Here is a 297-nt window from a genome sequence, read left to right on the forward strand (position 1 = left end):
ATCGGCGATTGGGACGAAGTCGTAACAAGGTAGCCGTACCGGAAGGTGCGGCTGGATCACCTCCTTTCTAAGGAGCACTTCTCCCGGCGAGGGGTCACACAGGTGACTTCCTCACGGGCAGAGACTGTTTCGTTCCCACAGGTGGAACGGCAGAAGCTCATGGGTGGAACGCTGACAACCATCACCGCGTATGGCGGGGATACAGATCCTCGTCGCGGTGGTTATATCGGTGCACTGTTGGGTCCTGAGAGAACACGCAATGTGTTTGATCAGCGACGATGATCCGCGAAACAAGGA

The 297-nt window shown here is 56.6% G+C and carries 1 rRNA gene; it reads left to right on the forward strand.

The annotated features are described in order from the left end of the window. Positions 1 to 67, forward strand: a 16S ribosomal RNA gene (locus NVV99_RS26455); the annotation flags it as partial. Between the last annotated feature and the right edge of the window lie 230 nt (positions 68 to 297).

Source organism: Rhodococcus sp. PAE-6, from assembly GCF_025290685.1.
In the GTDB taxonomy this organism is placed as follows: domain Bacteria; phylum Actinomycetota; class Actinomycetes; order Mycobacteriales; family Mycobacteriaceae; genus Rhodococcus; species Rhodococcus pyridinivorans.